General features: G+C 44.6%; 25 protein-coding genes and 1 pseudogene. 7 read left to right on the top strand and 19 right to left on the bottom strand.

Annotation, left to right across the window (positions count from 1 at the left end; all coding sequences use genetic code 11):
• Positions 1-224 precede the first annotated feature (224 nt).
• Positions 225-785, top strand: coding sequence for a GbsR/MarR family transcriptional regulator (locus tag ABNN70_RS12485; protein ID WP_206184346.1), 561 nt, complete (start codon positions 225-227; stop codon positions 783-785).
• Positions 786-1,002: 217 nt separating this feature from the next.
• Here the strand turns inward: ABNN70_RS12485 and ABNN70_RS12490 are convergent, their stop codons facing one another.
• From ABNN70_RS12490 to ABNN70_RS12515, 6 genes are all read right to left on the bottom strand, one after another.
• Positions 1,003-2,184, bottom strand: coding sequence for an RNA-guided endonuclease TnpB family protein (locus ABNN70_RS12490; RefSeq protein ID WP_353947969.1), 1,182 nt, complete (start codon positions 2,182-2,184; stop codon positions 1,003-1,005).
• Positions 2,185-2,457: 273 nt separating this feature from the next.
• Positions 2,458-2,880 (bottom strand): GNAT family N-acetyltransferase, encoded by a 423-nt coding sequence (locus ABNN70_RS12495; protein WP_129930744.1) that lies wholly within the window; start codon positions 2,878-2,880, stop codon positions 2,458-2,460.
• A 35-nt stretch (positions 2,881-2,915) separates the two neighbouring features.
• A complete protein-coding gene (locus ABNN70_RS12500) occupies positions 2,916-4,040 on the bottom strand; it encodes an ABC transporter permease (RefSeq protein ID WP_129930742.1) in 1,125 nt (374 codons plus the stop codon).
• Positions 4,027-4,734 (bottom strand): ABC transporter ATP-binding protein, encoded by a 708-nt coding sequence (locus ABNN70_RS12505; RefSeq protein WP_129930754.1) that lies wholly within the window; start codon positions 4,732-4,734, stop codon positions 4,027-4,029. The genes ABNN70_RS12500 and ABNN70_RS12505 overlap by 14 nt, the downstream gene beginning before the upstream one ends.
• Positions 4,735-4,815: 81 nt before the next feature.
• Positions 4,816-6,072: an MFS transporter gene (locus tag ABNN70_RS12510; protein ID WP_353947970.1), complete on the bottom strand. Its 1,257-nt coding sequence runs from the start codon at positions 6,070-6,072 to the stop codon at positions 4,816-4,818.
• A 128-nt stretch (positions 6,073-6,200) separates the two neighbouring features.
• Positions 6,201-6,824, bottom strand: a complete 624-nt coding sequence (locus tag ABNN70_RS12515; protein WP_353947971.1) for a LysE/ArgO family amino acid transporter — start codon at positions 6,822-6,824, stop codon at positions 6,201-6,203.
• 177 nt (positions 6,825-7,001) lie between these two features.
• Here ABNN70_RS12515 and ABNN70_RS12520 point away from each other — a divergent pair, with 177 nt between their 5' ends.
• Positions 7,002-8,432 (top strand): PLP-dependent aminotransferase family protein, encoded by a 1,431-nt coding sequence (locus ABNN70_RS12520; protein WP_353947972.1) that lies wholly within the window; start codon positions 7,002-7,004, stop codon positions 8,430-8,432.
• A gap of 300 nt (positions 8,433-8,732) precedes the next feature.
• On the opposite strand, the gene asd is transcribed toward ABNN70_RS12520, so the two are convergent.
• The 12 genes and pseudogenes from asd to ABNN70_RS12580 form a co-directional block, all read right to left on the bottom strand.
• Positions 8,733-9,857 (bottom strand): aspartate-semialdehyde dehydrogenase, encoded by a 1,125-nt coding sequence (gene asd / locus ABNN70_RS12525; RefSeq protein WP_353947973.1) that lies wholly within the window; start codon positions 9,855-9,857, stop codon positions 8,733-8,735.
• 212 nt (positions 9,858-10,069) lie between these two features.
• Positions 10,070-10,624 carry a DUF6320 domain-containing protein gene (locus ABNN70_RS12530; RefSeq protein ID WP_353947974.1) on the bottom strand — a complete coding sequence of 185 codons (555 nt, stop codon included), beginning with the start codon at positions 10,622-10,624 and terminating at the stop codon, positions 10,070-10,072.
• A gap of 101 nt (positions 10,625-10,725) precedes the next feature.
• Positions 10,726-11,991, bottom strand: a complete 1,266-nt coding sequence (locus ABNN70_RS12535) for a hypothetical protein (RefSeq protein WP_353947975.1) — start codon at positions 11,989-11,991, stop codon at positions 10,726-10,728.
• A 58-nt stretch (positions 11,992-12,049) separates the two neighbouring features.
• Complete coding sequence (locus tag ABNN70_RS12540) at positions 12,050-12,688, bottom strand: GNAT family N-acetyltransferase (protein ID WP_353947976.1); 639 nt, start codon at positions 12,686-12,688, stop codon at positions 12,050-12,052.
• Between the two features lies 1 nt (position 12,689).
• Positions 12,690-13,050: pseudogene (locus ABNN70_RS12545) on the bottom strand (VOC family protein).
• A gap of 55 nt (positions 13,051-13,105) precedes the next feature.
• Entirely contained in the window at positions 13,106-13,714 is a 609-nt protein-coding gene (locus tag ABNN70_RS12550; protein WP_353947977.1) for a hypothetical protein, read from the bottom strand.
• Between the two features lie 42 nt (positions 13,715-13,756).
• Positions 13,757-14,455 (bottom strand): HD domain-containing protein, encoded by a 699-nt coding sequence (locus ABNN70_RS12555; protein ID WP_353947978.1) that lies wholly within the window; start codon positions 14,453-14,455, stop codon positions 13,757-13,759.
• 493 nt (positions 14,456-14,948) lie between these two features.
• The gene (locus tag ABNN70_RS12560; RefSeq protein WP_353949436.1) at positions 14,949-16,019 is read right to left on the bottom strand and encodes a nitronate monooxygenase; all 1,071 of its coding nucleotides are present in this window, start codon (positions 16,017-16,019) and stop codon (positions 14,949-14,951) included.
• Positions 16,020-16,131: 112 nt separating this feature from the next.
• A complete protein-coding gene (locus tag ABNN70_RS12565; RefSeq protein ID WP_129930722.1) occupies positions 16,132-16,746 on the bottom strand; it encodes a GNAT family N-acetyltransferase in 615 nt (204 codons plus the stop codon).
• A 498-nt stretch (positions 16,747-17,244) separates the two neighbouring features.
• A complete protein-coding gene (locus ABNN70_RS12570; RefSeq protein ID WP_353947979.1) occupies positions 17,245-18,666 on the bottom strand; it encodes a C69 family dipeptidase in 1,422 nt (473 codons plus the stop codon).
• Between the two features lie 112 nt (positions 18,667-18,778).
• Positions 18,779-20,029 carry an MFS transporter gene (locus ABNN70_RS12575; RefSeq protein WP_353947980.1) on the bottom strand — a complete coding sequence of 417 codons (1,251 nt, stop codon included), beginning with the start codon at positions 20,027-20,029 and terminating at the stop codon, positions 18,779-18,781.
• A 272-nt stretch (positions 20,030-20,301) separates the two neighbouring features.
• Positions 20,302-21,006: an aspartate/glutamate racemase family protein gene (locus ABNN70_RS12580; RefSeq protein ID WP_353949437.1), complete on the bottom strand. Its 705-nt coding sequence runs from the start codon at positions 21,004-21,006 to the stop codon at positions 20,302-20,304.
• A gap of 486 nt (positions 21,007-21,492) precedes the next feature.
• On the opposite strand from ABNN70_RS12580, the gene aroE reads away from it, so the two are divergent.
• From aroE to ABNN70_RS12600, 4 genes are all read left to right on the top strand, one after another.
• Positions 21,493-22,371, top strand: coding sequence for a shikimate dehydrogenase (gene aroE, locus ABNN70_RS12585; protein ID WP_353947981.1), 879 nt, complete (start codon positions 21,493-21,495; stop codon positions 22,369-22,371).
• A 92-nt stretch (positions 22,372-22,463) separates the two neighbouring features.
• On the top strand, positions 22,464-23,015 hold the full coding sequence (locus tag ABNN70_RS12590) for a cupin domain-containing protein (protein ID WP_353949438.1): 552 nt from the start codon (positions 22,464-22,466) through the stop codon (positions 23,013-23,015).
• A 209-nt stretch (positions 23,016-23,224) separates the two neighbouring features.
• On the top strand, positions 23,225-23,518 hold the full coding sequence (locus ABNN70_RS12595) for a hypothetical protein (RefSeq protein ID WP_353947982.1): 294 nt from the start codon (positions 23,225-23,227) through the stop codon (positions 23,516-23,518).
• 2 nt (positions 23,519-23,520) lie between these two features.
• Positions 23,521-23,745, top strand: coding sequence for a helix-turn-helix transcriptional regulator (locus ABNN70_RS12600; protein WP_353947983.1), 225 nt, complete (start codon positions 23,521-23,523; stop codon positions 23,743-23,745).
• 894 nt (positions 23,746-24,639) lie between these two features.
• Here ABNN70_RS12600 and ABNN70_RS12605 read toward each other — a convergent pair.
• On the bottom strand, positions 24,640-25,641 hold the full coding sequence (locus ABNN70_RS12605) for a dihydroxyacetone kinase subunit DhaK (RefSeq protein ID WP_353947984.1): 1,002 nt from the start codon (positions 25,639-25,641) through the stop codon (positions 24,640-24,642).
• A gap of 107 nt (positions 25,642-25,748) precedes the next feature.
• Here ABNN70_RS12605 and dhaS point away from each other — a divergent pair, with 107 nt between their 5' ends.
• Positions 25,749-26,327, top strand: a complete 579-nt coding sequence (gene dhaS, locus ABNN70_RS12610) for a dihydroxyacetone kinase transcriptional activator DhaS (RefSeq protein WP_353947985.1) — start codon at positions 25,749-25,751, stop codon at positions 26,325-26,327.
• Positions 26,328-26,462: the final 135 nt, after the last annotated feature.

A 26,462-nucleotide genomic window follows, 5' to 3' on the forward strand; every position in this document is an offset into this window, starting at 1 on the left:
TTTTATTTTATCATAACTTTACGTACAGTTTAAACTTTACATACGGAACATATTATATTATTCTTATTTTGTTGCCTTTAATCTGTACTTTTCTCATACAAATCTTTTTTTCACGATGTTCAGCATATAAAATGAAAGTGGTATCAAACGAAGCTGCGCATGTACCACATGTACCATTTGTTCAATCCAATACCATGAAAAACAGTCAGGCCAGGTGAGTGTATATGGTGGAAAATAAGGATAAAGAAAAAATCGAGAATATAAGAGAACGGGTCATTGAAGCCATTTCTCAAAATATGTTCCTTTACGGTATCGGTCCGTCAACGGGACGGCTGTACGGCACACTCTATTTTAAAGACCGGCCAATGACGCTTGATGACATGAAAGAGGAATTGAAAATGAGTAAGACGAGCATGAGTACCTCTGTCCGCTCATTAAGTGAATTGAATATGGTGGAGAAAGTATGGAGAAAAGGCGTGCGTCGCGATTTATATGAAGCAAACAAAGACTGGTATCAGATTTTCACCGACTTCTTTTCTAATCAGTGGCGAAAAGTGACGGCTCTTAACATTAAGGCGATTAAGACATCATTAAAAGATCTGAAGAATCTGGAGGCATCTGGAGATCTTTCAGAAGAAGAGCAGAAAATGATCGAAGCGGATATGGAAAAATATCACTATGTCCTGGATTATTACCGCTGGCTGAATCAGCTGTTCGATCTGCTTGAAAGCGATGAAATTTACGACATTGTAAAGAAAAAATCATCAGAAAGAAAATCACAGTAATCGCAGGCATCACAGACGGCCGGTTTCTTATCGGGCTGGAAGCAGCGTTTTCGGGGTATGGGTTAATCCTTCAGGGTCAAGCGCATCCTTCTGGTCTTCAACGGATTGCCCATGAAGTCATCTTCAAAATCTTTAACTACTGTAAAACCTTTTGCCTGGTGAACCTCACACGACTCAAGTCGTGTGCTTCTGGGAACATTGCACACTTACCTAACGTTCAGGCAGAGGTCACAACTCTTTTACCAAGGCTCGTCCCGAGCCGAAGAATATTCTTTGCTGCGTTAATATCTCTATCGTGATGATGCCCACAGCCAGGGCATGTCCAGTCCCTTATGTCTAACGTATGCTTTCCGTCATCATAACCACATTCCGAGCATATTTGTGATGTCTTATAGGGATTGACAATGACTAATTTTTTACCACACCATGCACATTTGTATTCAAGCATCCGTCTAATTTCCCGCCAGGATTGATTAACAATTGCTCTGGATAATTTGTGATTGCGTAGAAGATTTTTTGCTTTCAAATCTTCTATGACAATGACATCATTATCTTTAACTAATTGCATTGTAATTTTATGGAGATAGTCATTGCGTTGATTAGTCATTTTCTCATTGTATTCAGCAACCATTAATTTGGCTTTTTTATAATTTTTAAAGTCATCGAGGCATCTGGGATTAAGTACCTTATTATGCTTATCCCATGCGATTTCTTTCTGAGCTTGCAATCTACGTCTAGCTAACCGTTTCTCCCAGTAATGTTTCTTCCTGGCTAAGATTTTGTCAAAACGAATGGTAGGGAACTTAATACCATCAGATCCAATGACTAAATCGGCAACACCCAGGTCAATACCTAATTGCCTTCCTGTTTTGTTGAATGTTTGGTTTTCATATTCAACAAGCAGCACAGCATAATATTTTCCTGTTGGTGATAGACGAACAGTTACTGATTTAATTTTTTCAGGGATTTTAATTCCTGCTTTGAATCTCACAATTCCTAATTTCGGTAATTTAACATGATGTTTATTAACTTGTTTAATGTTTTTACCTACACATTTTGATTGATAACTTTGTTTCGGATATTTCTTTGATTTAAACTTTGGAAAACCGGTATGTTCTTTGAAAAACTTTTTATATGCTTCCACCAGATCATGATTCGTACATTGTAAACTGGTACTCTCAGCATCTTTTAACCATGGATACTCAATCTTCAAGGCTTTAAGCATGTTATTCAATGCAAAAGCGCTAAGAAAAGAAGAGTCGGGATTGTTGTGGTATCGTTCAATCATCATGTTTAACATCTGATTCCACACAAAACGGTTATAGCCAAAGTTTAATTTAATTTTAAGTTTTTGTTCTTTGTCAGGATATATTCTTAACTTTAAACCTTTTAATACCATTGTTGTTTCACCTCTTTTCTTTAACTATAATATATCATGATGTCATTATCTTGTAAATATTATGATTAAATGTTATTATAGTAACGAGGTGACAATGATATGAGTACGATAGCGAGTAACAAAACAAGAACACTATTGACCATTGAGAAAGACTTAAAGAAAGAGTTGGAACAAATAGCCAAAGAACAAAACAGATCATTTAACAATTTAGTGATTACAGTATTGAGAAGATACGCCGATTCATCTCATGACTGAAGTCACGAGTGTTCTCGGCTAATGATAAAACCGCTCACCGATTTGATTGCCTGACTCAACATCGACGACCAGTTGCCCGGCATGATCAAGGTTGCTAAGAACAGACTGCAGCAACCTGCTCCCAATGCTGTGCCCCTGTAATTCAGGAAGAACATAGATGGCGCTCAGTTCGGCGTCATCCTTTTTTATGGTGGCATTGGCAAAACCGACAATCTCTCCTTCCTGTTCCGCAACGAAAAAAAGCGTCTGGTCTATGCGTAACTTCATGTTTCTGTCGGAATAAGCAACATTCAGGAACTGATTCTGAATTTTAATCGGAATCAGTTCCTGGTAAGTTGCTCTCCACGTGATCCGGGCAACCTTTCTGATGCTGACTGTATCTTTCAGCTGTGCTTTTCGAATCTTAACATCCCTTGTGATTGTGCTTCCCTCCCAATCCACTGTTTTTTCCCCGGGATCCTTCATCCACTTCTTTATCAAAGTACCAGTGTAGCCATCAGGGTGACCCCTCCGGTCAGCATGATCACAGGAAAACCGAGCCACTTCTGAAACCGGGATTGGACCGGTACACGTATTTCTGAATCGAAGGGAACCACTCGAAAAAACGGACTGGCAGTCATTTTTCGGAACAGGATACTCAGCCAGAGTTTCATGAACAGGATGAACAGGACATAGACGACCCATTTCAGCCAGAGAGGCAGAACGATGACCGCAAAACAGGTCAATCCGGTCAGTTGCACATAAGCCGCAAGATAACTTTTATGACGGAGAAAGGTTTTCAGCAGAAGTTCAAGCAGACCGTTTTCCCTGCCCGGCTTATTGAACAGGCTTCCGGATCTGCGGAACAGAATCAGCGGTCTCCTTTTGACCGAAACTGGTTTTTCAATTCCTGAAGTAAAATGCAGAATGGGTCTGATGAATTTAACATGTTCCTGATGCTCAATCTCCAGCTCACGAAACCAGCGATTTGTTTTGCCCGCCTGAATCAAATTCAGAAGGAGCATCAGGGCCGTACAGGTAACGCCTGAAATCAGCCACAACCGTGAATTAAGCGTAAAGCCGAGTGTACTGGCCGCCCCATACGCAAGCAGGATGCAGAGACGGCGCACAATCGTCCCTTCGGTAAATTTACGAATGGACATAACAGACAGTTTGTATCCTGCAGCAAGAAGAAATAAAGACAGAATTTCAATTTGTGAAAAATGATAAATTTCTGTTAATACAGGCCAGGCAAGAAGAAAAACGATCGCTTCAATGACAATCAGAACGAACAGTGACACCAACAATGCACAGTGTTTAAGCTGAATCAGTCTTCTTTTTTCCTGAATCAGGAAAAGCAGATCGGCATCCAGTAAACAGGTCCTGACGTTTCCATGTCCGGAGAACAGCAATATAAGTGCAATCAGGAAAATAATCGGGATCCCGTCGTCCCAGTAGAAATGGATGTTTTTCCATACATCGGCGTACAGGAATGGAGCAATCGCAGCGGCAGGTATGATGATATAGAGCATGATCGTCCAGCCGACGACAGATCGGATGATGCCCCACTGGTACCGGCATTCCCGCCGGAATCTCTGACAGAAAAGTTTAGTTCCCGACATGGGATGCCTCTTCTGTCAGGACATCAAAGCAGTCAAGCAGGGACCCATCCGCTAAACCGCTCGACATCCGGATCTCATCCAGGGTTCCCTGAATGATCAGTCTGCCGCCGGAGATCAGAACAAAACGGTCGCAGATTTTTTCCGCTGTATCAAGAACATGGGTGGACATCAGAATCCCTGCCCCCTTCGCTTTTTCATCCTGAAGCAACTGCAGAAGCTTTTTCACCGCTTTAGGATCGAGCCCCATAAAGGGTTCGTCTACAATGTAACACGTTGCCTGCTTCAGAAAGGCGAGGATGAGCATGACCTTTTGCTGCATGCCTTTTGAAAAACTTTCCGGATAGTGATGAACGACATGGGTTAACTGGAATCGCTCAAGCAGATCATGTGCCCTGTGAAGAAATTCATCCTCATTTACATTCAGCGTAGATCGTAAAAACCTGATATGCTCCCACAGAGTCAGCTTCTCATATATGATTGGGCGTTCAGGTACATAAGCATAATGATCAATCTGACACGTGCCCTTAATATTCTTCATAATCCCGAGAATCGATTTGATTGTGGTACTCTTTCCTGCACCGTTCGGTCCGATTAAGCCGACAAGTTCTCCCGGCCGAACGGAAAAATGGATGTTTCGCAAAATCGGTGAACCCGACTCGTAACCAGCCTGGTCAATTGCTACTGATAACACCAGATTCATCCCCTCACCTGATCCTATAAAACTATTGTGCCGCAAGTGTCCGGGAAGATCAATAACTGTTTTTCGCGAACGATTTTAATCGGCAAGGGAGGCTTCGTTTATTCTGCTGCTTTTACCTGCCCGGTGAGCCAGCAGACTGATGATGACAAAGCACAGGAACGAGGCAAGGATGATCGGTATCGGAAGAAAATATTGAAACAGCGCACCATAGACAAACATGCCAAGTGGCTGAAGTGACGTACAGCCAACCATCATAATCGTGAAAACTCTTCCCTGATATTGGGCAGGAATGGTTTTCTGCATGTATGTCTGCATGGGAACATTAGTAAAGATGAGTGCTACTGCCACGATAAAGTATGTCATACTGAAAATGGCCGTTGACAGCCAGGTATTCAGGTGAAAGAGCAGCGGAAGAATGGTGAAGATAATCGGCACGGCAACGAACAGCAAGGCCCGGCCGACCATTCCAATCGGATTTCTATCTATTTTCAATTTTGCCAAAACTAACCCTCCCACTACCATTCCTGCTGAAAAGACCGCCTCTGTCAGACTGTACTGAAAGTTTCCCATCTTCAGAACCTGGATCATCAGATACGGGAACCCGACCACAAAAACACCAAATAAAAAATTGATTATCGATGCTCCGCTAATCATAAACAGGATTAAAGGTCGTTTGCTGACATAACTCAGCCCCTGCTTCATTGCCGTCCACATATTTTCCGATTCAGATTCTGAACGAGCAGGTTCATCGATCAGATGGAAATTCATGCTGAGGACAATCAGAATGACGATGATTTCGGCGACCACTTCAAAATAAATAAAAAAGGAGAAAGGTACCAGAGCGAACATCACTCCGGCAGCAATCGGTCCGGCAATATTGGCTAAAGCGACCGAGGATTGTTCCAGTGAATTCAGTTTCTGAATGAACGGCCTGTCAACCAGCCGGGATACAGATGCCTGATAGGTTATATTGAAAAAACGGATGTTCAGGCCCATCGTTGCTACGATGAAAAGAACCATCAGATAATGCCAGTCATTCAGAACAGGAAACAGGACGCTGTAAAGCAGGAGCAGCAAGGCACAGCCTGTCTGGGATATGATCATCACACGTTTATTATCAAAATGATCGGCAACATAGCCGATGACGGGTGAGAACAGAATGCCGATCAACGGGCCAATTAACAGTGTGGTTCCGAAATTCATCGCTGATCCCGTTAACTTAAGTATGTATAAGCTAATTGCAAAATTGAATAAAGAACTGCTGAAACTGCCGACAAAATCGCTGGTTACAGCCTTTTTGATTTGTTTTTCGGATACTTCTGCCAGAGTCATTTTTTCACCTTCAGATCTGATTTGTTATATTCAGTTTAGGCTCAGGCAGTTTATCCTTCATCCGTCCTGAGACGTAGATTCTGCAGGCTTGCAGGCTGAATCATACGAATCCTCCCCGGAAGGCATTTTCAGCCGGATAACGACCGGATTAGACCGACAGCGACGAAGGCGGCAATTCCCCAGATCAGTAAAGCAGAAAGTCTGTTAATCAGTCGTAAAGCCTGAGGTCCGTTTGTGATTTTCCCGATACCATGACCTGATAAAGCGAGTACAAAAAACCAGACCCATGACACAGAGATACAGGCTGCGACAAACGTCCATTTTTCAGGTCCCGAATAACGCAGTGCACTGGTCCCGATCACGCCAACGGTATCCAGAATCGCATGAGGATTCAATAATGATACCGAAAGGGCAAAAGTGATCTGCTTTTTGGCGGGCAGCCGTCCATTGTCCGTCTCCTGATGAGCTTCTGTATTCTTCCAGATTGAACATCCGATCCAGATCAGAAAAATGATTCCTGCGGTGAGAAACAGATTCTGAATGACCGGGAAGGAAAAAGCAAGAAGGGACGCCCCGGTTGCAGCAAGCAGAATAAGCAGTGTATCACAGAAGGAAGCAGCCAGTACTGCGGCCAGAACATCCGTCAATTTCCGGGCATGAGTGCCCTGGTTAAAAACAAAAATATTCTGAGCACCAAGAGGTAAAATCGGACCAAGTGCCAACATAAACCCATGAATGAAAGCAAGAAACATGAACCCATCTCCTGTTCTTTTCACACCAGCCAATAGAAGTTTACACTCCCTATTCTGCCAGTCATGCAATGATAAGTCTCCAGCCAAAATTTTTTAAATGGAACCAGCCAAATGATGATACAATAAAATTGAGGCTGTCCGAAGAAATCTTTCCAGCTTCAGGAGGAGTGCTCGCCCATGCACCTGAACCGCCAGTCTGAAGTCCCGCTCTATGAGCAAGTCAAAAGACACATCGAAGATAAAATTAAAAACGGCGAATGGACACCGGGAACGCGTCTGCCCTCCCAGCGATCACTGGCCGATTCTTTTCATGTCAACCGCAGTACAATCATTACTGCACTTGAATTACTGACATCCCGTGGCCTGATAGAAGGCAGACACGGCGGTGGAACGCACGTTCTTAACAATACATGGGGACTGATGGCCGGCAAGAAACCGACCAACTGGGGCACCTATGTGGAATCCGGGCAGTATAAACCAAATCTTCCGATGATTCAAAAAATCAACCAGGCTGAATTCTCTCCAGAAGTGATTCGACTGGGAACAGGCGAACTCAGTCCGGATCTTCTGCCTTACAATCGGTTCAGCAGCCTGTTTGCTTCCTGTAACCGGCTCTCTCTGGGGTATCAGGAGCCTGAAGGAGACGAGCATTTACGCGAAAAGCTGTCCGGTTATTTGAAAAGATGGGGTATAGACGCCTCCCCTTCATCTATTCTGATCGTTTCAGGCGCTCTGCAGGCCCTGCAACTCATTTCAACAGGTTTGCTGGATCATGGTTCGACTCTTCTTCTGGAAAAGCCTTCATATCTTTATTCCATTCATGTTTTTCAGTCTTCAGGTATGCGATTTGTTGGCGTGCCGACCGATTCGGAAGGGATCAGAGCGGAGCAGTTAGGGGAAATAAAAAGGAAATATCATGGCGTGATTCTCTATACAATTCCCTGCTATCATAATCCGACAGGAACGCTGATGTCCGAGAAAAGAAGACAGCAGATTTTATCAATTTGTGAACAGAAGCAACTGCCGGTTATTGAGGATGATGTTTACCGTGAGCTGTGGCTCGATGCACCACCCCCTCCCCCTTTGAAAAGTATCGATCAATCAGGAAATGTACTGTATATCGGCAGTTTTTCCAAGATATTCAGTGCAGGAATGCGGATTGGCTGGATAGTCGGACCGGAACCTGTTATTAACCGCCTGGCAGATATAAAAATGCAGATTGACTACGGCTCAAGTTCCCTGTCCCAGTACGCTGCCGTGAAATGCCTTGAAAACGGATTTTATGACGAACAGGCCTCATTCATTCGAAAACATTTACGAGCCAGAAGAGACACTCTGGTTGAACTGCTTGACAGGTATTTTTCAGATCTCGCCTCCTGGCGGGTACCTTCCGGAGGGTTTTACATCTGGCTGAAACTGATTCCTCCCGTGAATCCGCGCCTTCTTTTTGACCTCGCCCTGAAGAGAGGCGTCCTGCTTAATCCGGGTGTTCTGTATGATCGAAGTGCAAAGCAGTATTTACGACTTTCTTATGCCTATGCATCGCCTGAAGAAATGAAAAAAGCCATCCACGTCCTTCGAGACATCATACGGGAAATCTCAAAATGAATCACAACAATCAATGGAGGGCTTCATCCTCCACTGATTGTCAGTTGAACCTATCGGACTGCTGCGAGTGGTTATCCGTTTACCCTCATCGCCCTGAGGCGGTACTGCCCGGTCGTGCGGAATAAATCTTTTGATCTTCCAGACTCTTTTCCTTTCAGAAAACTGATTATCCTGCAGAAAGAGCGGCCACGGATTATCATCAAAAGATCCACTTTTTTTGCCTGAAATTTTTTATCAGGAACGAAAAAGCCGGCAGGAAGGCTCTATGCCTCTCTGGCGGCTTCATGATCCGGCTATGATTCAATGACTCCCCTGCGCGGATACGCCTGCTTTTTTCTCTTTTCTGGATAGCAGGTAACCCTCTTCTTTCAGCAATTCCGCAGTAAGGACACCCCCGCCGGCCGCACCTCTTAAGGTATTGTGCGACAGGCAAACGAATTTATAATCAAACAGCGTATCTTCTCTTAATCTGCCCATCGTAATACCCATGCCGTTTTCAAAATCACGGTCCAGCCCGGTCTGCGGGCGGTCATCTTCGGTCATATATTTCAGAAACTGTTTTGGTGCACTGGGCAAATGCAGCTCCTGCGGCTTGCCGCTGTAAGATGCCCAGCATTCAAGAATCTGCTCCCTTGTCGGTTTTTTCCGGAATGATACAAAAACGGTTGCCAGATGACCATCAGAGACAGGAACGCGGATACATTGTGTGGTAATCAGAGGCTCTGTCGCATTAACAATTTTTCCGTTCTGAATATGGCCCCATATTTTAAGCGGTTCCTGTTCGCTCTTCTCCTCTTCGCCGCTGATAAATGGAACGACATTGTCTTCGATTTCCGGCCAGTCTTTGAAGGTCTTGCCGGCCCCTGAGATCGCCTGATACGTGCTGACCACAACCTTTTCAGGCTCGAACGCCTTAAGTGCAGAGAGTGGCGGCACATAACTCTGGATCGAACAGTTCGGCTTTACCGCAACAAAACCGTATTTTGTACCCAGGCGCTTTTTTTGCACATCAATGATCTTCAGATGATCGCTGTTAATTTCCGGGATGACCATCGGTACGTCCGGTGTGCCCCGATGCGCAGAATTATTTGAAATCACCGGAATTTCCGCCTTGGCGTACTTTTCCTCCAGTTCCCTGATCTCATCTTTCGCCATCTTCAAAGCACAAAAGACAAAATCAACCTCTCTCTTGATCTCTTCCACATCTTGTACATCTTTGACCTGAATAGCCTTTACAGAGTCCGGCATGGGAATATTAAGTTTCCAGCGATTCTTGACCGCTTCTTCATATGTTTTTCCGGCAGACCTGCCGCTTGCTGCAATAGTCGTTACTTTAAAAAACGGATGGTCTTCCAGCAGCGTGATAAATCGCTGACCGACAAAACCGGTTCCGCCAAGAATACCCACCCTCAGTTTCTCAGACACACGCATTTCCTCCTCTATCTAAGAGTAAAAACATTATACTACAGATCAGGCGAAAAAGTCCGGATTTTTTTCAATTCCTGTGTAATCCACCTTTCTGGTGAACCTCCCGCCACTAAAGTGGCAGGCTTCTTTTCCTTACTCAAAAACCAGGTTCCTTTTTACAGAACAAGAGTCTCCGATCAGGAGTGAAAGCACCTTCGTCTCACTTGGCATCATAAATGAAAGCTCTTAATAATCTCGCGTAGTACGTTTTTCCCTTCAAACAGGATCAATGCAGAAAGAGATAAGGCGCTCAGGGAAATGCAGATGATGGATGGAATGACAAATCCGACAAGTCCTGTCAAATAGAATATAAGCGGAACGGTACCGAACACGATGTCTACAATCAAGTAGATGATATAATCCCCGGCCGGCATTTTCGTTACTTTAGCTATAATAGCCAGCGACAGCATGGCAACAGAGCAGGAGATGGGAATCACAAAACTCAGCGACCAGCCCCGCCATCCAGTGAACCAATCCCATCCAAAACTCAAAGTGGATAGAATAAAGACTTGAGCCGTGATATTATTTGGAATATTATCCTTCTTCCTCAGCGCATAAAGTAGACTGATCCAGAAACAAAGGATGCCGAGCACGACAAAAACGGACCAGTATCCGCTTTGAGGAAGTATGAGATTGATGGCAACACAGGTGACGCCTGCTATAATCGTCGAAAAAATCAATAGTTTAAAAAACAGCTCAAATTGTCTGTATATTGTGGGTACCATAGGATAGATTGCTTTCTCATCAACGCCTGACAGCCTGTTTTGGCATAAGGGACACACGGTCTCTTCCCCTCGGAAGCTCACCTTGCATTTTCCGCAATATTTCATGCTTCCACCTTCCCGTCGCCTGTCGGATTCGTTGCCATTTCGACTTTAGCGCCCAGATTGGTCAAGGTTCGAAAAAATCGGCGCTGTATCTCAGAGCTGATTAAGGGGGATGAGAAACTGACACTCAGTCGATCCTGATAGGAACACATGCATATCTGCAATCCGTTGGTCCCGGAGCAAACATCAAATGAACGGATAAATGTCTCCACTTCATGCGGCATGGAGATGACCCCAAGATTAGAAAAACCTGCCGTGCTCCGCCGCATGGCGAGATCGTACGCAGCCCTTAACACACGATCTTTGATAAAGAGCGGTGTGATTCTTGAAAAAATATTATTCTCCACAGCCGAATAAGCTTCTATAATCCGGGTCAGATTCTCTTTTGACAGACCGATGCGTAAATCGTCGCCAATCTTTTTCACGACATCCTCAAACGAGGCACTAAGATTCCAGTAATCATATCCGATCAGTAAAACGCTGAAGAAGTTTCGCACCGTTGATGAAGGAAAATGGCCACGCAGATTGACCGGAACATCCAGAACAATAGGCCTTCTTTTTGCCCGGGCAGGCACGGTCTCGCTGATGGCCATCATCAAACAGGCGCCAAGAAATACAGTAAGTGTTGTATGGTACTGGTGCGCCGCATCAAGTAAAGGGCGCAGGTTAACCCAACCGGTCATAATTTTCAGCCTGTCTTCAGGATATTTGCGGCCTCGCAGCCGACAGGCATATCCACGTCTGTTCTGCCTGACATTTGGAGAACCCGTATAGTACTTATGAAAACTGTCATCACTCATCTGCATAGCCGAGGCGTCATAGTCCAAGGACGGTTCGGTTATCTGATGCCGTTGTGATAAATATTTTGTGATCAGTGTTCTGAGAAAATGCAGCGCTCCAGTCCCATCCGAAAGCACATGATAGACCTCCAGATTTACCCGGTTATTATAGTAACTCACATCAAAAAGCAGATTTTTCCTGTTTTTTCTGTAAATAGCCGAACAGGGTGGTGTATTTTCCTCATGGACGATAGGCATCCTGTCCGTACTTTCAAGGTAATACCAGAAAAAACCGCGTTTCAACACTGATTGATAGACATGGAAAATCCGGATCGTCTGATCGAGTACATCTTGCAGGATAGCAGGATCAACCCTGTCGTACAGTTCGCAGGATATACGAAAAACCTGCGTGTCGGCTTTCCCCGCAGCGGCAGGAAAAATAAGTGCCGCATTATCCAATCTGCTCCAGTTATCGTCCGTTTTCATCCACCCCTTAAGAAACCTGTTAGTGAGTTGACAGCATAGACAGGCAGTGGCGACTTATTTACCACTTTAAGAAATCCCCTTCATTTATCAACAGACTGACCGGTCTGAATTGCCATTTAGTTTTTTTTACAAAACCCCGACACTCATGCACCCTGTGAAAAGCTTTTCTGATTTTTTCAGTATTGTCTCCTGAATAATAGGCAAAAACACCAAGTGGGCGAAGCCCCGCAATTGAGGAGTGGACAGCACGTCTCACTTCTTCTGCCTCTATACAAACGTGCAGATAGCTACTGACCTTTATAAAACCATTTTTTCGATACCAGTCATTCACCCACGGATCGTCTCTTGTCCAGGCTTCAAGTTCAAAAATACCGAGCTTTTTCAAGCTTGCTTCTACCGCGGCAAGCAGCTTCGCGCCAATGCCCTGTCGCTGAAAATCCGGATGAACAGCCAGATGCCAGATCATTCCGCCTCGAGATGAACATAAGGTACACACACTCTTCGGCTCGCTCTCATATTCGACGTCAATCAAACCGATAACCTTACCCGACTCAACCGCAACCAGCTCAATTGATGGATGATCATAAGTTTCCTTCTTCTGATAAACATTGTCAAAGTATGCCGTATGTAAAAAAGACAGGACACGGCAGCGCAGCCAGGCTTCCTCATCTTCTTTTTTGTAATCCCTGATCAACATCTCACTTCACTTCTTTCTCGGTCTTCAACGGCGACGCAACACGTTCAACCTTGATGCGATCCGGGTCTTCAAAGAAAGCAGCGTAATAGTCCTTCCCGCCCGCAAACGGATGACGATCCGCATATAAGATAGGAACGCCGCACTCAGTCAACGCCGTTCGTCAGATCGTCCACTTCTTGCCGGGAATCCGCATGGAAAGCCAGATGATTGAGACCCGTCCGGCATCGGTGATATGGGATGTGCAGATGCTTTTCCCTTGTCTGAACAAGGACAATGTAAGTCTCACCCAGTTTCCACTTTTTCCCGACAAGATAGAAATATTCGTCTTTATCCTCCCGCGCGAGGTCGCCGGTGTAATGAATACCTGACACAATTTATTAACGCACATCAAAAACTGTGATAATTACCCTGCCCAATTTAAAACTGATATTTGATGAGCCAAACACCATTCGGATCCGGTTTATTGTCGATACGAAGACCACCCAGGGTAGCTGATGCCAGCGTCGTTTTCTCCCCTTTCACCACAGTGACAGGGACATTCGCCTCTCCAAACAGGCGAGTCAGGGTACTTTGCAGCCCGTCTCTTTCTGAAATAAGCTTCAGCTGTTTCAGCCTGATCGGACTGTCCACTGTTTCAACAGCATCCCGGTTTCTTTGTAATTCGATCCGGAACCCGAACGGTATGCCAATAAATGTGCGCCGATTATTGGCATGGATGGTGAAATTCATCTCACGCGCACGCCCGATGATCCCCTGATATTCCGGTTCTGTTACGAGGAAGCCGATATGATCAAACTTTGGACGTTTGCCATATCCGCAGGTGAGGTTGACTGCCCCTTTTTTCATTTCTATAATCCGGAACTGGATACCTTTTTCCCGGAAATCAGCCCATGACAGCGGAGGATTATAATTCCGGAATTCTCCCTGATATCTTCCGATCCGCTGAGTTACACGAAAACCAAGGCTTGTATAAAAATTTTCTGTTTTCTCAACATAAGGGGTCCAGAAATGGTAATGAAATAACATCTGTCCTCTCTCCTTTGGAAAAGATCAAATCAGTTCATCCCATCAGCGATCCATTGCTTTATATCTGTCCAGTCTTGCTGCGTGCCATGAATCCTCAGCCTGATTCTCCTTCAAAAAAGCATCAAGGAAATCAATCATAAAACGCTGACGTTTCATTGCAATTTCTTTGGCTGGACGGGTGTTCATCCTGTCTTTCAACAAGAGAAGCTTTTCAAAAAAATGATTGATCGTTGTTGTTTGCTGAGACTTGTACTCTGCAACCGTCTGATTTTCTTTTGGCAGAATAAGCGGATTATAGAGTTCCTGTCCTTTATAACCCCCGTATGCAAAGGCTCTGGCAATACCAATCGCACCGATTGCATCCAGGCGATCTGCATCCTGCACGATTTCACCCTCAATAGTTTTCATGGGTGATCTGGATTTGCCTCCCTTAAATGAAAGGTCATAAATAATCTGACAAACGTGATTAACATCATCTTGAGCGACATTTTGTGATTCAAGCCACTTCCTGGCAGCCCGTGGCCCGGCCTTTTCATCACCATGATTGAATTTCCAGTCCGCTATATCATGAAGAAGCGCACCCAGCTTAACGACCCTTTCATTCACATTCTGGTTCATGTCGTGTTTCAAGAGCATCAAACTGTTATCGTAGACTCGCTTCACGTGCCACCAGTCATGCCCGCTCCCCTCACCCAGCAGTTTTAATTTTACATAGTTTTCTGTTTCCTTGACGATGTCCATAGAATAGTTGCTCCTTTTAGTAATCGGAATCCCGTTCATCCGGTGAACCCAGAACCATTTGAATCACCTGTTAAATGATCGGATAAAACAATAGAGCCTTTTTCTTCCTCATGATAAGAAATGAGTAGAAAAACCGGCTCCATCAGAGAGCAGTATCATGCACTGCCATATTTTACGATTCCTCCTGAATGAACTTAATTATAAGGCATCGAGCGAAATACGTCTATATATTCCCCTCTTTTAAACAGTTGTGTTAACAAAAGACGAATGGCGTTTCGATGTCTGTGAATCTGCCCAATGCGGCTTGTGCTAGCCCATCCGGATAGACACCATGCCCGTCTGTACCCGATAAAATCTCCCGGTTTCTCCTCCAAAAGTCCAGAGCATTTTCGTCCTTTTGACACCATTATGCTATTCATCAGACTGCATGCGCCACAAACAAAGCGGAGCAGCCTGTATCCTTCATTCACGATTCCATTGGGAACCCGTTGTTTTAAATGTGTAAGTAAAAATCTTCTATTTCCGCTACAATGGAATGGATCAACTGACTGGCAGATCCTTTTTTACTTAAGCGCGTGCTTTGCCCTGACCACATCGACATCCATTCCGGTCGATGATTTTTCGCTGCTTCAGACCGAATATCCTTCGTCAACGCATTTTGAACAGGGTAATCAGGTAATGACTTTTCATATGGCTTTAATGAATCAATGAACTGATTACGGATACCCCTTGCCGGTTTGCCACTGAAAGCAGAGGTTACCGTCGTTTCATCTTCAGAACTATTCAATATAGACTCTTTATGAAGTTTCTGAGCACCGCACTCATCACATGTGACGAATGCAGTCCCCATTTGAACAGCCTCCGCACCCAGGACCAGTGCAGCTAAAACCCCGCGCCCGTCCATGATTCCACCGGCTGCAATAACGGGTATCGATACATGATCAACTGTTTGCGGGACCAGGGAGATGGTACCAATCATCGCCTGTTCATATGGTACAGCAAAGCTCCCCCGATGTCCTCCTGCCTCGCTTCCCTGAACAACCACCATATCAAACCCCAGATTCTCACAAATTTCGGCCTCTCTGACTGTCGTTGCCGTCCCGATTGTTATGATGTGCTGATGCTTCAGCTGATGGAGCATTTTCCTTTCAGGAACACCGAATGTAAACGTACAGGCCGTGATTTTCTCATCGATAATGACCTGAATCTGCTGCTCAAACTGCTCATTTTCAGATTTAATTTCAACAGAAGGCGTCATTAAATGCAATGTTTGCCGAATGGGCCAGAGCAAACGGTTCGATGCTTCAACCTTTTCAGTATCTCTGTCTGCGTGCTGCGGGACAAAAAGATTGACACCAAATGGTTTTTCTGTAAGCCTCTTAATTTTTTTAATGCTCTTCTTCATTTGATCCGCTGTCATATATCCGGCACCCAATGTACCCAGCCCTCCCGCATTTGATACAGCCGCAACGAGTTCTGGCGTTGTCGGTCCTCCTGCCATTCCGGCCTGGATGATCGGATATTTTATATTCAGCCTGCGGGTGACTTCATTGTTATTCCACAACTTTTTCACTTCTCCTTTTATATACGGATATTATTCGGCCACAGTAAGCGCATACATTTTTCTGTTTACAAATAGGTGTTCCTATTCAGAATAGAAGCTGTCATCTTCTGATTCAGAAGATGATTCGACCGTCGCTTTTGTTTTCTGATTCCATCCTGGTTCTGCCTTCATCCTGATTCAGGTAATGAGCTGCTACCCATCTTTTGTCAGCAGACTTTTTCGCTGAAAAGACATAATGAGGTCTCTCAACCCCGTGGGCATCCTTCACAAATCTGGTCGCAACAACCATTCCGTTTCTGATTGCTACATTCATCGATGAAATATTTGTGTCTCTGACAATGGAAACCACTTCTTCTTTATGCAGTTTTTCAAAGGCATAGTACTTACAGGCTCTTGCAGCTTCTATGGCATAACCCTTATGCCAGTGACTTTTAACCAGATGATAGCCGATTTCTAAATACACTTTGCCTTTTACCGCCTGATCAGTCAGACCGCATTCACCAATTATTTCGCCCGAATGACGGAGCTCAATAGCCCACAATCCATAGCCATTTTTCCGGTACGATCTGATATTCCAATCCAGCCATTTCTGAACTTCTTCATCCGAGAAATCGTTTTCATAGGCATACATTACTTCTTTGTCTTGCAGGAAACGTTTGAGAGACAGGATATCATCAGATTCCCAGGTACGCAGGCGCAGCCTTTCAGTTTCAAGAAAATAACTCATCTCATCATCACCTTTTAATTTTTCACTCTCAGAAATTGCCCCGATCAGGGAAAACAACTATTTATATCTTTTTTTAAAACAATATTGGCAGTATATTTTCCCCTTCGTATCCCTTACAAGTTTGTTAATGAGAGGTTTAGTAAGGCCACTGTATGACTTTTTGGGTGACTTCCCGATGATACAGACAAATTCATCGGGTTGAATGGTTTTTCCGCATACCGAGCATTTCAGATTATATTGATCCCTCAGTCTTGAAAATAATCGCATAAATGATATATTCCTCCATTCGGAACAATAATACCTCCGCTGATACTATTGTACACCACCCTTTTATCTTGAGCCGGCAAGTTTATCGGAAACCGATTCAACAAGTTACACTTCAAACTGGACAAACGGTCAAAATAGAAAACGGGGATAAAAAAGGGCTGCGGGTTTTATTTAAACAACGATCAGCCCAACAGTCAGAAAAGCGCCATATTCTATCTGTGCCTTATATGTTTATAAATTCTGTCCTTTCTCAAAGGTGAGCAGCATATGATTGCTGGCCTCTTTGACCAGGGTATCAAACAGTGCGTAAGTCCGTTTCGTCACTCCAGCGGCGGTAATCTCATTTTGCTTTGTCAGAAAATCTGTGAGCTTGCTGCCGGATAGCCCTGATGCCTCCCTGTCGATTGCCTTAACCCGCCCGCATACATAACTTTGCGCTTCGTCCTTAAATTCATTTACCTGATTAATTACCCGATGATATTGCGGTTCGGCAAGTACAGCTATCGTTTTGTTCAGCCAATATGCAGAATTCAGATCTACTTTACCGGTAGTATGTTTATAATTTTCCGGCGTGTCGTTCACATTGGCAAAAAATGGGACCTGAGCACTGTAAAGATTAACGCCGAAAGTCAGCCAGTGAATGGCCGCATATTCGGCTGGAACATCGCTACGGATTTGCAGAATATGAAATTCCTGATTCCGGTCGATACCAATCGGGCGAAAGGTATGTTTTTGTTCCTCCGTTCCATTTCCGAAAGCATCATAAGGGGTTCCCTGATAATGGGAACTCAGAATATACTGGATGTCCTCAATACTGATCTTATGAGGCGTTCGCTGAATAAACGGAAGATAATCGCTCATTGGCTCCTGCTCAATTTCAGGATTAAGATATTTCTGGCCATACCAGGTACGCGGGGTGTTGTAATGTCGGTCCGCCTCAGTCTGTGTACCAAATATTTTTCTGAAATTGAATCCCGTCTTGTCAGGATTTAAATGATTTTTTTCAGCAAAAGTCCTGAGATCTGTCGACCACATGAACGCCTCCGGTTTGGAAAAATCAATGTTTTGGATGCCGGTTTGATTAGGTGCAATAGCATACGCGTCGTCCGGAATCCTCTGGGCTGCCCAATGATGACCGCCGACCGTTTCCATATACCAGACTTCATCTGCATCCGAGAAGGCAATGCCATTGCTCTCGTACGTCCCATATTCTTCAATGATCCGCCCGAGACGCTGTACCCCTTCGCGCGCGGAATGAATATAGGGCAGAACCACGGACTCCATGGCTTCTTCACCAATACCCTCTTTTACCAGCGGATCAAGCCCGAGTACATGTGGATTAGTGAATTCCGTCTCGGTCGCACTCATTGCTACGTTGGCCGAATTGATCCCCGATTCTCCGCATACCCCTTCCGACTCATCAGCACTTGGCGTAAAGGTATGGCGCAGCGGATTGTCAGGCAGGTCGACCGCAAACTCGTTAATGCTTGAAACAAACCTGCTCTGATGATCTTTAGCCTTCACCACTGTAAATCGTTTCGGGTTGAGCGCCCCATAGCCGTCTTCATTGCGGGCAATCATCGTTGAACCGTCAATGGAAGCCTTCTTCCCGACCAGTACCGCTGTACAGCTTGATTGATTTAATTTTGACATGATGTCAGCCTTCTTTGCAATATTCCGGTCTTCATGAACGGAAGATCGGTTGAAAATATTTAATAAAAGTATGTCACCAACAGAAAAAAATCTCAACAAGATGAATGGGTTATCAATCAAATTTTCGAATCGCAGGGACCAGCAGGATCAATATGTTCGAGAGAGCAGCAATGCCACTCATCAGGAGAAGCGATTCAACACCGCCAATCGCTTCAGAAAGCCACCCGGTTAATAAAAATCCGACCGGAAGAAGGGCAAAAGACCCGACCATATCGATACTGGCTACCCGGCCAAAGGCTTCAGGAGGAACCAGTTCCTGGAGACTGGTCTGCCAGATGAGGCTGAACAGCATGAGACCCCCACCAGTCAGTGCCATCAGGATCGTCAGCAGAACGGCGTGCTGAGCAAAAGGCATGACCAGCAGGGCAAGACTTGCTGTCGCCCCGCCACTGTAGGCGAGGATGCCCCGGTACCTCCACTTTTTCCTCATGCCGAATACGAACGCGACTGTAATGGAACCCAAAGCTGCCCCTGACATCACAAAGCCGTAAACAAAATCAGGCAATTGATCATGTACTTTGATCAGCCAGGGTATGAGCACCGTGGCTACTCCGGAGATAAAAATATTGACCAGGCTGAAGAAGAGAATGGTCACCCACAGCCAGGTGCGCTGTCTGATCACACGTACCCCTTCGAAGCATTCACTGAAAAAAGATGCTGTCCGGGGGCTGCGTTTACTGACCATTCCCTCCTGAGTTAGAAACATCAGGCAGATAAATGAGATCAGATAGGTTAACCCATCAATCCCGAAACCTAAAGAAGCGGTTGTAAAACTGATAATTAATCCACCGACAGATGGCCCGAGAAGTCTGAGCAACTGCTCGCTAAACTGGCTTAGTGCGTTGGCTGAATTGCGAATATCCGGAACAAAAACAGTGGCTCGCAGCGCAGAATAAGCCGGCTGGAACAAACCATTCATGAGCCCCATGAATCCCATCATCACGACAAGCAGTGGAATGGATAACACGCCGTACAAGCCGAGAATCATCACTCCGGTTGTTAAAACAAACCGAATGATATCAGCAATCCTCATGACGTTTGCACGGTTCAGGCGATCCACGAGAATCCCGGAAAAAGGAAGAATCAGGACTTCCGGAATCATATAGGCTGCCATGATCAGGCTCATCGACATTGGTGAATGGCTCAGCTCATAAACTAATAAGGGCAGGATGACATTCGTTATCGCTGTACCAAAGGTCGATAAAGAATTACCGATCCATAAAAAGCGAAAGGATCTGGACACCATAACGGGTTTGAATATTTCAGGATATGTTTTTTTTATTGGGGCGGGTACATCAGCCATTGCAGTCATTCCTTACCCTATAATTTTAATCCGTTCTCTTAAACAAGATGATCCTTAGTGAAAGCGGCAGGACTGTTGTGCGGTGTGTAGCGCCTGTCCCGTATGAGGCGCTAAAGATTATGAACTCTAAAAGGAATCCGGAGTCCAGGTGAGATAATTTGTTTCATAGACAGGAGAAAGAGAAATCACATTCCATTGAATCATAACCCAGTCTCAATCAACATCATGTTTCGTATTTTCATAGATTGTGATCTCTAATAGCTTTGCACATTTTACCTGACCTGCTGTTTCAGTGCTTGTAAAACTGCAGCTTCGACATGGATTTTTGTCGTATCAAAAACCGGAACTCCTGATACTTCGTCATCGGGAATCAGCATATCCAATTCTGTACATCCCAGGACGATTCCCTGACACCCGTGGTTAATCAGATTTTCTATTACGTGTTCAAGGAAATCAGACGATCTCTTATTGATTTTCCCCAGACACAGTTCATTAAAAATGATGTTATTTAAACGCTTCCTTTCTTCTGAATCAGGAATCATAACCTCTATTCCATTTTTCTTCAGAACATCTTTGTAGAAATCCTGTTCCATCGTGTATCTTGTCCCGAGAAGCCCCACTTTCGTCAGCTGATTCTCTTTGATTTTGTCTGATGCTGCCTGTGCGATATGGAGAAAGGGTATCGATACTGAAGCTGAAACCTGCTGCGCGACTTTGTGGCCGGTGTTACTGCAAATGATAATAAAATCGGCACCTGCCCGTTCAAGAGACTGTGCAGCTGAAATCACTGCTCCGGCAACCTGTTCCCATTGATTATTTTCCTGCCATTCAGCTATCGGAGCGAAATCGAGACTGTTTAGAATGATTTTAGCGGAATGCAGCCCACCCATTCTTTTCTTTATTTCCTGATTTATTTTTTCATAATAATGAGCGGTCGACTCCCAGCTCATGCCCCCGATCAGCCCGATCGTTTTCACCATTAACCCCCTCCATCCTTTTAAAGTCAGATAGATTCATAGCACAGCCTGACATTCGATGTAATAAAATTGATCATTTTTTCATTTCTAAACATGATTCTATTTTAATCATTCTTCCCTGTATCTTCAATCATTCACACGAACCGGTGCTGCTGAACCTGTGTCACCCTTTATCAGCCGAGTTCCGAATATATCAGCCGATACTGAGCACATATCGGCCATCTTTCGGATTTTTTCTGCCACTTTGAAAATATATCAGCCGTCTTTCGGATTTTTCCAGCCGATCCTGAGCATATATCAGCCGGCTTCAGGTTTATCAGCCAGGCAGGATACGGAAGGTGACGCTAAAGAATGATTAAGAATCGATCTGATTTGTTGTAAGAAAGCAGAGATTACTTGACGTTTATTTTCTTGATTGATATTTTGATAATAATACCTCTGGCGGCTGTTACATAACTTAAGGTATAAAGGAGCATGACCTCAAATATGGATACAATCAACGGACATACCCGGCTGTACGGCCTATTTGCCCACCCGGCAAAACACAGTCTGTCCCCTCTGATGCATAATCTCAGTTTTCAGGCAAGACAGATTAATGCCGTTTACCTCGCTTTTGATCTGAAGGATGATCTTGGGACGGCAGTTAAAAGTATACGTCAGTTCGATATGGGTGGGGTTAATTTATCGATGCCATTCAAAAAAGAAGTACTGCCCTATCTGGATGAGCTGACTCCCGAAGCACAAATGATTGGCGCGGTGAACACCATCATCAACCATGACGGGTATCTGATCGGCACCAGTACAGACGGAAACGGATTTTTTGCCAGCTTATCTGCAAAGGGTTATCCCGTTCAAAAGAAGACCGCCACAATTCTCGGTGCAGGAGGTGCAGGGCTTTCAGTCATTGCAGCTGGTGCCTCAGGCGGCTTAAGTTCCATCCATGTTTTTAAACGGCACAACGCTACGTTTCGGACGGTCTCCGATACATTGGATCATTTTTCAGGAAGATGCGGGACATCTATCCGGCTCTATGATTACAATGACAGGAAGGCTTTGCGCAAAGCCATTTCCGAGAGTGACTTCCTGATCAATACGACAAATATCGGTATGGGAGATGACCGGTCCATTCCGGTCCCGGCTGAACTGATCGAGGATCTGGATCCATCTCTTGTTGTCTGTGATGTCATCTACGAACCGCGGCAGACACGCCTCCTGCAGACTGCCCGGGAGAAGGGCTGCGTCACCTTCAACGGATTGGGTATGCTGATTTATCAGGGCGCTCTGGCTTTTCAGCTCTGGACTGGTCAAAGTATGCCGGTAAAAAAGGTTGAAAAGGCCATTCAGGAAAAATTATATCCAAAATAACAGAGTTCAGGAAAATCTACGCACTCTCCGCCCTTATCAGGCATAGGCTGTAACCTATACCCTTAAACGAATGGAGTGTGATTGGTTTGACAATGAATCCGGCTGATCCAGCTTTTACACTGTTTGCTGATTCCACGAAAAAGGTTACTGAGCATCTCGACGCGTATAACACGGTTACGCAACTGTTCGGACCGCAGTTTCCGGAAATCCGGAATGGTTTTTTCAATGTCCATATGACCCGTGGGATCATCATCCAGCCACACTGGCATACGAATGTCTCGGAAATGATCTTTATCATCAGCGGATCTGTGATCACGTCCGTATTCAACCCGTTTACTCAAAAACTGATGAGTTATCAGGTAGGACCCGGACAGGTATCCATGCTGCCCAGAGGATGGTTTCACTGGATTATTGCTCTGACCGACGATGTCCACCTGCTGACAATCTTTGATCAGCCCACCCCGGATGTTGTCTTTGGTTCCGACTTTCTTCGCCTTACCCCGCCCGAAGTCATGCACCGTGCTTACTGTGTGCCTCCCGTGACCTATGCACAGGCTGTAGCGCCAATCCGTCAATCCACGATTCTCGGTCCTCCAGCCGGATGTTTTATGGCGAATAACCCGGGCAGTATGCCCTTCAGCTGAATCCTGTGCTAACTGTCAGTAATTTTCTTACTATGAGAAGGCTCCCGTGTCAAACCTGGCGGATTCATCATCCGCCGTTCGCTATATCTCCTGCATCTTTCATCCCTGTTCAAGTGATAAAGATATATGTAAAAAGTTTTTGACAAACTATCCGTCTTTAAGTATGCTTAAAAATGTAAAACACTTTTTACACAAAGAGGAGGAAAGATATGGAGCCTGGCAGCATTCTGGTCGCTCTTTTTTTGGGATGTTTCGTGATCTCACTTATATGCATTATCACCCTGCTTTTTTCATTGGCCAAACAGGGAGACGAAAGAAAACAATATATCAAGTCAAAAGCCATCCAGCAGACTTTTGTTATCACTGTAGGTATTTTAGTTATAGATATTATCAGTTCGCTGGTAACAGATGATCACACGATTAACCCGTTTATTTTTTTAACCGTTATCTCTGTTGTTTTTCTCATTGCCCTGTTGCTCAATAAGAAAAGATATGGCGATTAAAAGTGGATAACCGTATTAAACAACTCAGAAAAGCAAAGAAGATATCCCAGGATGAACTGGCTAAACGATGCGGGGTTTCAAGGCAGACGATCAATGCGATTGAAAATAACAAATATGACCCGACATTATCCCTGGCTTTTAAACTGGCTTTTAAACTGGATACAACCGTAGACGCACTATTTAACCATGGTGGTCCGTCAAGTGGTGTCGGCTCAGGACCTGACTGATCACTAAGTCAAGGGCACGATTTACGCGGATGAGTCAAGTCATTGTGGGTACCCCTCTTATCCCTTTAAATAAAAATAAATACAAAATATTTTTTTGTTTTTAGGATAAGCGGGTTCCCGTTTTCCCCTGATCAGCTGCGAACCTTTTTTTGATCGGGCCGTGTGATCAATTATTGTTTTTTCAGTTCATTTCTTGTTACCGCTGCCGAATGCTTGCTTGCTGCGGGCGATCTAGAAGCCTCCTCGGCAAACAGCTGCCTGCGGGGTCTCCTCCGGCTCGCTTTCCCGCAGGCGTCTCGTATCCTCTGCGGCATGGGCTTTGAGTCCAAAAACAACATGGGGTTCTCGCAGAGTCTTCGATTCAAAAGCAGCGAATCCTTTTGACTCTGAATCCCAAATGAATAGCCAGACAGACCCTTCAATGCCTGATAAATGGACGTTCCGGCGGATTGTTTTTTAAATAGTACAGGACTTCATTCAGGGTGTCAGCTGCTGTATTTTGAACTATCGTTTTGGGCAGCACTCTGGCAGCCGACAACGGTTTCTGTTCATTGGCATGATCCAGACGAAAACTCTCGAGTCACCGGGCAGCACGACTTTTGAGCCATTCATTAGCGCAATCACCAACTGCTGCAGGTGATCGTAGCCGTCCAGCTCCGGTGGTATTTCATCCGTCTTTCCATGAAGTTGTTTATACTGATTCATAGGAATCCCTTCCTTTTCAATAGTTATGTCAATTCTATTGTACTCAAAAGGGAATCTCTATTTTTCTTTATTTGGCATTGAGTAGGGCGGAAGTCCAATCCATCGTCACTCAATTTTTCCTGTCATCCACATATATTTTTCTTACCCCATCGAACTAAAATCGATAAGCGATCTATTCCTGCCGCTTTTCTATTTCCATGCATAAGCATCTGTCGGCATCCGCAGGTAGGTCAGCCATTGCGGATCAGTCAGGCGAAGAAAAGTCAGCGAAATCCCATACATATCATTGGACGTCATGTAATTACCAACTTTTCGGATTGGCGTTTTCAGTCCATACAAATTGATGAGTCGGCCCACATCATTAGCAAAAATAAATTGATCCATGAGTGGGGTCGACCCCAGACCATTGACCATAACGGCAAATGTTTCCCCTTTTTTCCATGAAAAGGCATTTTTCAGCTTATTGACTAGTTCAATAGCCAGCCGTTCCGAGGAATGCATCTTCTCAATCCGATAGCCCGGCTCGCCATGAATACCTATTCCATAGTAAATTTCATCTTCTTTTAATGAAAAAAGGACTTTATCCTGATTGGTTATGGTGGAAGGCGACAAGGCCACACCAAGTGATTTTGTCGATTCAGCTACTTGATCACCCAACGTCTTCAGCCCTTTGAGACTCATCCCGGATGCAGCCGCGGCCCCGAGTATTTTTTGGACAAAAACCGTTCCGGCAACTCCTCGCTTCGTCAATGTGTATGTTTTCCGATCCAGCCGTTCGGTTGCAATATCATCTGCGACAATAACCATTTCAACAGAAATGCCTTCTTGAGCCGCCCGCTGCCTGGCTCGATTAAAGCTCTCAATATCCGCTTTAAAATTTTTTACTACCAAAAGCACACCCGCTGGCACGGCTACAGTTTTGATTGCTTTAAAAATATCATCTGCTCCCGGCGGAGTGAAAAGTTGCCCACATACAGCTGCTGTCAACATTCCTTCTCCAACATATCCGGTATCAGTAGGCTCGTGTCCGCTTCCGCCGCCCCCAATAACCGCAACCTGATCTCTCTTCCGCTTCTTCGAGCAGAAAATGCCTGTCCGACCAATTCGAGTTAACCGATCCTGATAATTAAAGGCAATGCCCCGGAACATATCTTCAATAATGTGTTCTTTGCTGTTAATAATCTTTTTCACCGCAGTTGTCCCCCCTTTTTAACTGTATTGTCACTCGTTTATTATAACGCGTCAATTTCTCAATGTTATAATTTCAGGAGGGAGGGTTTGAAGGCGAGGCTGAACCGATGACAGGATCTTTAATCACCAAAAAAACGATCGCCAACTCACTTAGAGATCTTTTACAAAAAGAACCGTTTGAAAAAGTGACAGTTCGTGACATTATGCGTCATTGCCGCATGCGCAGGCAAACCTTCTACAATTATTTTCAGGATAAATTTGAATTAGTTTCCTGGATTTACTACGAAGAGGCGATCGAGAACATTCAAGATTATGTGAACTATGAAAATACAGCAATGATTATTCAACGTATTTTTACTTACCTTTATGAAAACCAGGATTTCTATACAAAAGTTCTGGAATTTACCGGACAGAATTCATTGAGCAGCTATCTGCTGGAGCAGACGAAAAAGCTGATCATTCAATGGATCGAAGAATGGGAAAACACCGGAAATTTATTGATAACTGAAGATTTTGCGGATTTTATGGGCGACTTTTACAGTCATGCCATAGTGGGCATAGCCATCAAGTGGCTGTATGATCACTGTCCGGAGAGTCCCAAACTCGTCGCCAAACGTATCGTACTGCTTATGGATCAGACTTTTCAATCTACTCAAGATCTTTCCCGGCATCAGAAGCGCGACTAATATCCAATAAAGAAAATCTCGTGAAGTCAGGCCGCAAGCGCCGGCTAAACCTTAGTTGTACTTTCACATTTATCCATAGAATCTTTATAACCCAACATTATCAAGATTAAGCATTTTCTTAAAATGTCTTTCTTA

Origin of the sequence: Sporolactobacillus sp. Y61 (genome assembly GCF_040529185.1) — a bacterium.
Classification (GTDB): Bacteria; Bacillota; Bacilli; order Bacillales; family Sporolactobacillaceae; genus Sporolactobacillus.